The 7,728-nt window shown below is 65.2% G+C and carries 10 protein-coding genes; 7 read left to right on the top strand and 3 right to left on the bottom strand.

Translation table 11 applies throughout. From position 1 onward, the window contains the following. The 4 genes from rho to AC3AYF_RS15615 all read left to right on the top strand — a co-directional run. A partial coding sequence (gene rho, locus AC3AYF_RS15630; RefSeq protein WP_487779968.1) for a transcription termination factor Rho occupies window positions 1–1,077 on the top strand: 1,077 nt, incomplete at its 5' end. Between the two features lie 222 nt (window positions 1,078–1,299). After that, window positions 1,300–2,817, top strand: coding sequence for a 4-hydroxy-3-polyprenylbenzoate decarboxylase (ubiD, locus tag AC3AYF_RS15625; RefSeq protein WP_487779967.1), 1,518 nt, complete (start codon window positions 1,300–1,302; stop codon window positions 2,815–2,817). A gap of 20 nt (window positions 2,818–2,837) precedes the next feature. Next, entirely contained in the window at window positions 2,838–3,671 is an 834-nt protein-coding gene (locus AC3AYF_RS15620; RefSeq protein ID WP_295038117.1) for an FAD-binding oxidoreductase, read from the top strand. Further along, window positions 3,668–4,354 carry an SDR family NAD(P)-dependent oxidoreductase gene (locus AC3AYF_RS15615; protein ID WP_295038106.1) on the top strand — a complete coding sequence of 229 codons (687 nt, stop codon included), beginning with the start codon at window positions 3,668–3,670 and terminating at the stop codon, window positions 4,352–4,354. The genes AC3AYF_RS15620 and AC3AYF_RS15615 overlap by 4 nt, the downstream gene beginning before the upstream one ends. A 22-nt stretch (window positions 4,355–4,376) precedes the next feature. Here AC3AYF_RS15615 and AC3AYF_RS15610 read toward each other — a convergent pair whose 3' ends face one another. Beyond that, a complete protein-coding gene (locus AC3AYF_RS15610) occupies window positions 4,377–5,084 on the bottom strand; it encodes an anti-sigma factor (RefSeq protein WP_295038108.1) in 708 nt (235 codons plus the stop codon). Continuing rightward, window positions 5,063–5,617 carry a sigma-70 family RNA polymerase sigma factor gene (locus tag AC3AYF_RS15605; protein WP_295038110.1) on the bottom strand — a complete coding sequence of 185 codons (555 nt, stop codon included), beginning with the start codon at window positions 5,615–5,617 and terminating at the stop codon, window positions 5,063–5,065. Before AC3AYF_RS15605 ends, AC3AYF_RS15610 begins: the two co-directional genes overlap by 22 nt. A 181-nt stretch (window positions 5,618–5,798) precedes the next feature. Between AC3AYF_RS15605 and AC3AYF_RS15600 the strand changes: the two genes are divergently transcribed. Together AC3AYF_RS15600 and AC3AYF_RS15595 are read left to right on the top strand one after the other, a co-directional pair. Next, complete coding sequence (locus AC3AYF_RS15600; RefSeq protein ID WP_295038112.1) at window positions 5,799–5,924, top strand: hypothetical protein; 126 nt, start codon at window positions 5,799–5,801, stop codon at window positions 5,922–5,924. Window positions 5,925–6,054: 130 nt separating this feature from the next. Beyond that, window positions 6,055–7,125 (top strand): 3-deoxy-7-phosphoheptulonate synthase, encoded by a 1,071-nt coding sequence (locus tag AC3AYF_RS15595; protein WP_295038113.1) that lies wholly within the window; start codon window positions 6,055–6,057, stop codon window positions 7,123–7,125. Between the two features lie 21 nt (window positions 7,126–7,146). Here the strand turns inward: AC3AYF_RS15595 and AC3AYF_RS15590 are convergent, their stop codons facing one another. Further along, the gene (locus AC3AYF_RS15590; RefSeq protein ID WP_487779966.1) at window positions 7,147–7,401 is read right to left on the bottom strand and encodes a hypothetical protein; all 255 of its coding nucleotides are present in this window, start codon (window positions 7,399–7,401) and stop codon (window positions 7,147–7,149) included. 21 nt (window positions 7,402–7,422) lie between these two features. Here AC3AYF_RS15590 and AC3AYF_RS15585 point away from each other — a divergent pair. Continuing rightward, window positions 7,423–7,728, top strand: a 306-nt coding sequence (locus AC3AYF_RS15585) for a hypothetical protein (RefSeq protein ID WP_487779965.1), incomplete at its 3' end; no start/stop codon positions are given.

Below are 7,728 nucleotides of genomic sequence, written 5' to 3'. Positions count from 1 at the left end.
GGCGGTTTCCTGCGTAGCGCCGACTCCTCCTACCTCGCCGGCCCCGACGACATCTACGTCTCCCCGTCCCAGATTCGCCGCTTCAACCTGCGCAAGGGCGACTCGATCTCCGGCAAGATCCGGCCGCCGAAAGAGGGGGAGCGCTATTTCGCGCTGTTGAAAGTCAACGAGATCAATTTCGACAAGCCGGAAAACGCCAAGCACAAGATCCTGTTCGAGAACCTGACGCCGCTGTTCCCCCAGGAACGGATGGTGATGGAGATCGGCAACGGCTCCACCGAAGACATCACGGCCCGCGTGATCGATCTCACGGCGCCGATCGGCAAGGGCCAGCGCGGACTGATCGTCTCCCCGCCCAAGGCCGGCAAGACCTTGATGCTGCAGAACATCGCCACCTCGATCACCCGCAACAACCCCGAATGTCACATGATCGTGCTGCTGATCGACGAGCGGCCGGAAGAGGTGACCGAGATGTCGCGCACGGTCCGCGGCGAAGTCGTGGCCTCGACCTTCGACGAGCCGCCGGCGCGCCACGTTCAGGTCGCCGAGATGGTGATCGAGAAAGCCAAGCGGCTGGTCGAGCACAAGAAAGACGTGGTCATCCTGCTCGACTCGATCACTCGCCTGGCGCGTGCCTACAACACCGTGGTGCCCTCCTCCGGTAAGGTATTGACCGGTGGTGTCGACGCCCACGCGCTGGAGAAGCCCAAGCGCTTCTTCGGTGCCGCCCGTAACATCGAGGAGGGTGGCAGTCTCACCATCCTCGCCACGGCGCTGGTCGATACCGGCTCGAAGATGGACGAAGTGATCTTCGAGGAGTTCAAGGGCACCGGCAACATGGAAGCCCATCTGGATCGCAAGCTGGCCGAGCGCCGCGTCTACCCGGCATTCAATATTCGCCGCTCGGGCACGCGCCGCGAGGACCTGATTGCCTCCGAGGAGGAGATGCAGCGGATGTGGATTCTGCGCAAGCTGCTCAACCCGATGGATGACGTGGCGGCCACCGAGTTCCTGATCGATCGTCTCAAGGATACCAAGACCAATCTTGAATTCTTCGAAGCCATGAAGCGTAGATAACATCGGTCTGCGCTCGGCAGTACGGCGTTGAACGCCGACTCGCCATGCTCATGTACGACAGTACACTCCGCTGGCTCGTCGTCGTTCGTCTTGTCCTGCCATCGCTCGATCCGATGTTCGGGGCTGATGGGATCGAGATTTGGAAATCGAGCAGAGATGCAATAGGGCAGCATGTTATGCTGCCCTTTTTGCGTTCTTGGATAGCGGGATGCGGGCAACGGTATGAAATATCACGATTTGCGGGATTTCATCGCGGCGCTGGAGTCACGCGGTGAACTCAAGCGTGTCACGGTGGAGGTGGATCCCTATCTGGAGATCACCGAGATCTGCGACCGTACCCTGCGCGCCGGCGGGCCCGCGCTGCTGTTCGAGAACGTCAAGGGCAGCGACATGCCGGTACTGGGAAACCTGTTCGGCACCCCCGAGCGGGTCGCCTTCGGCATGGGCCAGGAGAGTGTCGAAGCGCTGCGGGAGGTGGGCAAGCTGCTGGCGTTCCTCAAGGAGCCCGACCCTCCCAAGGGGCTCAAGGATGCCTGGGAGAAGCTGCCGATCTTCAAGCAGGTCATGAGCATGGGGCCGAAGACATTGCGCTCCGCGCCGTGTCAGCAGGTGGTGCTCGAGGGCGAGGATGTGGACCTCGACCGCCTGCCGATTCAGCACTGCTGGCCCGGCGATGTCGCGCCGCTGGTGACCTGGGCGCTGGTGGTGACCAGGGGGCCGCACAAGTCGCGGCAGAACCTGGGGATCTATCGCCAGCAGAAGCTCGGCAAGAACCGGCTGATCATGCGCTGGCTGAGCCACCGGGGCGGCGCGCTGGATTTCCGCGAGTGGCAGCAGACGCATCCCGGCGAACCTTTTCCGGTGGCGGTGGCGCTGGGCGCCGATCCGGCGACCATCCTCGGTGCCGTGACCCCGGTGCCGGATACGCTCTCCGAGTACGCGTTCGCCGGGCTGCTGCGTGGCTCGCGCACCGAGCTGGTCAAGTGTGGCCACGCCGATCTGGAAGTGCCGGCCTCCAGCGAGATCGTACTGGAGGGTTTCATTTACCCGGACGACATCGCGGCCGAAGGGCCCTACGGCGATCACACCGGCTACTACAACGAAGTCGAGCATTTCCCGGTGTTCACCGTCGAGCGCATCACCCATCGTCGGGATCCGATCTACCATTCGACCTACACCGGCCGGCCACCGGATGAACCCGCCGTCCTCGGCCTGGCGCTCAACGAAGTCTTCGTGCCGATCCTGTGCAAGCAGTTTCCCGAGATCGTCGACTTCTACCTGCCACCGGAGGGGTGCTCCTACCGCATGGCGGTGGTCACCATGAAGAAGCAGTATCCCGGCCATGCCAAGCGCGTGATGATGGGGGTATGGAGCTTCCTGCGCCAGTTCATGTACACCAAGTTCGTGATCGTGCTGGACGACGATGTCGATGCGCGCAACTGGGAGGACGTGATCTGGGCCATCACCACCCGAATGGATCCCGCCCGGGATACGGTGATGGTGGAAAACACGCCGATCGACTATCTCGATTTCGCCTCGCCGCCGGCCGGCCTGGGATCCAAGATGGGGTTGGACGCGACCAACAAGTGGCCCGGCGAGACGAACCGGGAGTGGGGCGAGCCTATCGTCATGGACCCGGCCGTCAAGTCGCGGGTCGACGAGCGCTGGGACAGCTACGGTATCGAGATGGCGGTGCCACCGGCACGAGTGGGGAAATCGAACGAAGACGGGGCGGCATGACGGCAAGCAGCGAGGTGAACATGACGGTCAGGACTTTGACCTGCCAAGTGGAGTCCGTCGAGGATCTAACGCCCGATGTGTTTCGGGTGATACTGGAAGGGCGTGCCGAGGCGATCGCGCATGCGCCCGGGCAGTATCTCGAGCTGGAACTGCAGCCAGATACGTGGGTGCCGTTTTCGATCGCCTGCGCCGAGACCGGCGACGGGCGGCTGGAGCTGCATATCCAGCACTGGCCCGAGCGCACCCACTCGGCGCGCCTGCGGGAGCTGTTGACCCATCGCAACCGGCTCTCGGTGCGGTTGCCCAGCGGCGAGTGCACGCTCCCCGCCGGGCGCCCTGAGCCCCTGCTGCTGATTGCGGCCGGTACCGGCTTCGCCCAGATCAAGGCCATCGTCGAGGCGGCACTGACCGAAGACCCCGATCGGGAGATAGCGATCTGGTGGGCGGTGCGTGAGCGTCGCGATCTCTACGCCGAGACCCTGGCCCGGGAGTGGGCGCTGACGTATTCGAACGTGACGCTCCACGCCGTGGTCGAGACGCCGGAATCCGAACTCGAGAGTCTGCCCGGCATTCGCTGGTACAGCGGACGTATCGACGAGGTACTGGCCGACGTTCTGGGCGGGAAGCCCGGGTCGTTGGCGGGCAGGGAGATCTATCTCGCCGGGTCGCCGGGGATGGTCTATGCCTGCGTGGACACGCTGGCGCCGTTGGGGCTCGCCGAGCATCAGGTGCATTCCGACGTCTTCAGCTATGCGCCGCGGGTGCCGTTCCTGCCGTTGCCCGAGGGCGATCCGGCGCGGGCGCCACTGACGCCGGGCGAGGCGTCCTCGGTGTCGGGAGAGGGCGAGTCATGAGCCAGTCCCCGATCCTGATAACCGGGGGCGCGCAACGCCTGGGGCGCCACTGCGCCGAACGGCTGCTCGACGACGGCCATCCGGTCATCGTCACCTATCGGCGGGAGCGGGAGGCACTGTCGGGGCTACGGGAGCGGGGCGCGGTGACGCTGGCGGCGGATTTTGGCAGCGAAGCCGGGATTCTCGATTTCATTGCCCGCCTGCGAGACAGCACCCCGAGTCTGCGCGCCATCATCCACAATGCCGGCGAGTGGCTGTCGGACCCCGAGCCCGAGGCGGCGGGGGCCATCTTCGAGCGCCTGTTCCGGGTCCACATGCAGGCCCCGTACCTGATCGATCTGCATGCCAGAAGCCTGCTGGAAGCCTGCCAGGAACCGCAGCGCGATATCGTTCACATCACCGACAGCGTGGTACGGCACGGGGCGGCGGGGCAGGCTGCCTATGCGGCCACCAAGGCGGGGCTCGAGAGCCTGACACGATCGCTTGCCGTTCAGTTCGCGCCGCGAATACAGGTCAACGCCATTGCGCCGGGACGGGTCATGTTGGCCGACGATGGTCAGCAAGGTGAGCGGCGAGTGCCGGGCCCCGGCGTGATCTACCAGACGCTGCGATATCTGCTCGACAACGATTTCGTCTCCGGCACGGTCATCTCGGTAGACGATGGGCAATACCCGACCGGCTAACCCCTGATCGCCACCGTCGGCGCTACAACGATACCGTCGGATTGCGGATCTGGACGAGCTTGCCCTCGTCGATCACCGGCCCCGAGGGTTTTCCGCCGGGCGCACCGGCGCTGGGTTCCATGCTCACGGCGAAATCGGCGGTCTTCATCAGCCCCAGCATCTTGGCGGGCAGCTGCATGGTCGCCTCACCCTGCGTGGGAAGCATGCCCAGGGAGACCGGCGTTCCGTTCTCCATCATCCACAGTTCACCGCCCTTGCCCTCCGGCATCGGTTCCGGCGACACCGCCTGCACCATCATCTTGCCGTTCAGCGTCGCGTTCAGAATCCAGGCCGTCTGGCCGTTGGGCTGGTTGATCACGAACACGTACTCACCCGGCATCATGGCCGGTTCCCGCGGCACCAGCGCGACGATCGCCAGGATCAGCGCCGCTGCCGTGGCGATGCCGCTGAACGCACGCCAGAAACCCAGCCGTTGCAATGGCCCCGTCTTCAGCCCCAGACGCGTCACGATACACGGCCAGACACCCTTGGGGGGGGCGACGGGCTCCAGTTGCTGGTTGAAGAGCTGCAGTCGTTCCCGCCAGGCTTCGACGCTGTGCTGGAGATCCGCGCTGACCGCCAGCAGGGCCTCGAATTCGGCGCGCTGGTCGCCCGTCAGGGTGCCGAGGACGTATTCGCCGGCAGCCATCTCGCGCTCCTCGGGATCGGTCAGGCGAAACGTGTCATGCATGCTTTCAACCTCTCGAGGCCTCTTCGGACCCAACTCTTGACGGTGCCCAGCGGCGTGCCCAGGTGCGATGCCAGATCGTGATGGGTCAGGCCCTCGAAAAATGCGAGCTCGAGGGCCTGGCGCTGCTGCGTCGTCAATTCGGTCAAGCAGAGCTGGAGCGACTCCGCCTGTTGATTGATATCGCTCTCGCTCTCCACGTCCGATTCGCCCGGCAGCGTCTCGATGATGGCGTCACCGTCGGCCTCCTGCGGCCGCTGGCGCCTGAGCCAGTCGATACCGATGTTACGCGTGAGCGTCGAGAGCCAGGTCATCGGCCGGGCACGACCGGCGTCGTACTGGCCGGCCACCTGCCACACGCGAAGGTATACCAGTTGCAGACAGTCCTGAGCCGCTGCTTCCTGCCTGACGATACGCAGCAACTGCGCATACAGATGCGGGCTGGTCGCACGGTAGAGCTTTTCGAAGGCAGGACCATCGCCGCGGGCGCAAGCCTGGAGATTGTCGATCAATACGTCATGAGGCGGGTAGGCCATGAAAGTCCTTTGAATTCTTTCTTTTTCTTGATTAGCAGTCTCGTCAACGAGCTCGCACAAGTAAAGCCCGGAGAGAGACCGTTCACGGTTTGGCATCAAAAGACTTGTCAAACCGTGTCGCCACGTTAGGATAGGGCCACGACTTCATGCACAGCACGTTTGCGAGAAAGCGGAAAGCGACATGACCGAACGCCACGATACAGCTCTCATCGACATTGCCGACACGGTTGGCGATGCGATGGCGTCCGCGTTCTTCGGTTATGGCTATTGGTTTAGGACTGGCGTGCCCGCCGGTTGGTCGACATGACCTGAACCCGCGAGGCACGCCCGGACCTGGGCTGCCTCCTCGCATCAAGAACCCCCGGATGGCAGCCCCATCCGGGGGTTCTCGCGTTTCGGGTCTCAACCTTGAAACACAATCATGAAAAGAGATCGTTATGGACGCTGCTACCTCCATGCTGAAACCGACCCCATCGAAACCGGGGCCGGCGAAACCGCTGCCCTTGCCATCGGCGCAAGAGCTGCGCCAGTGCATGCCATTGAGCGCCTCGCTCGCCAGGCAGATCGCCGCGAGTCGGCAGGCGATCCGCGCCATTCTCGACGGTGAGGACGACCGCCTGCTGGTGGTGACCGGACCCTGCTCCGTCCACGACCCCGTTGCCGCGCTGGAGTACGCCGAGCGCCTGGCAGCGCTCGACAAGGTGGTGGGCGACCGGTTGCTGCTGGTGATGCGAGTGTATGTGGAAAAACCGCGCACGACGGTCGGCTGGAAGGGCATGGCCTACGATCCCCATCTCGACGGCAGCGACGACATGGCAGCGGGCCTGGCCATGGCGAGACGACTCATGCGGGATATCGCCGAATTGGGCCTGCCGGTAGCGACGGAGCTGCTGCAGCCGATGGCGGCCACCTATTTCGACGACCTGCTGAGCTGGGTGGCGATCGGGGCGCGCACCACCGAGTCGCAGATCCACCGCGAACTGGCCAGCGGGCTCGACGCCTGTGTCGGCTTCAAGAACGGCACCCAGGGCAATGTCGACGTGGCGGTGGCGGCGATGCAGTCGGCGGCGCACCCGCACCGCCACTTCGGGGTCACTGCCGAGGGCACGCCGGCGATGATCGAGACCCCGGGCAACCCCTTCACCCATCTGGTGCTGCGCGGCGGCCTGAGCGGGCCCAACCATGATGCGGACAGCGTTGCCGCCAGTCGCCGGGCGATGTCGCAGGCAGGGCTCGAGGCGAGGATCATGGTCGACTGCAGTCATGCCAACTCGCACAAGGATCATCGACGTCAGACCGAGGTCCTCTACGACGTGCTGGAGCAGCGGCTGGCTGGTGACCGCAGCCTGATCGGCGTGATGCTCGAAAGCCACCTCTTCGAGGGCAAGCAGCCGCTGAATCCCGCCGCGCTCCGTTATGGCGTCTCGATCACCGATGCCTGCCTAGGCTGGGAGGCGACCGACAGCCTGCTTACGCGAACGGCCGAACGTCTGCGCCAGCCGCGCTGAGCTGCGCCATTAGCGCAAGCGCTACCAGCGGAAATGGTGTTCGAGTCGTTCGCCGCTGGCGTCGGGATCTAGACGCCGGCGCCACTCGGCCAGCGGATGGCTGTCGGCGATGCGCCCGCGCAGCTCGCCCCGGCCGCCGTCGGGCTCGAGTGTCAGCGAGAGCGCCAGGGCCTGACCCTGTTCCAGGTTCAGCCGCAGCTCGGGTGTGCCGCCACGGCACCTGAGCTGCAGTCTGGCGTGGCCCAGCGCGACCCGGGTCGGGGTGAGCAAGGTCACGCTGGAGGCCGTCAGCGCGCCGTGACTGGCGAGACAGCGCCTGCCGCGCAGGGTGACATCCAGCTGCCCCTCCCAGCGCGCCACCAGCGCCAGCGGCAGGCGCGAGAGGTCGAGCGCGTCGAGGTCGCCGCCGCTGATTGTCCAGTGGGTGTCGAGGCCGCGCCAGGTGCCGTGGGCGTGCCAGGCGCCGCGGCCTTCACCCAGGGTGAGCGCGAGCTGGCCGCGGACCTCGCCCTGTTACGTCGCGCCGAAGAGGCTCTGAGCGGGGCGCCCTCGGCGGACTGGTCGCGGCTGGCCGACTCCCTGCGGCTGGCCGCGCGGCTGAAG

This window comes from Salinicola sp., assembly GCF_982684285.1.
Note: the sequence above shows the minus strand (reverse complement) of the source record. Positions and strands in the feature narration are given on the sequence as shown.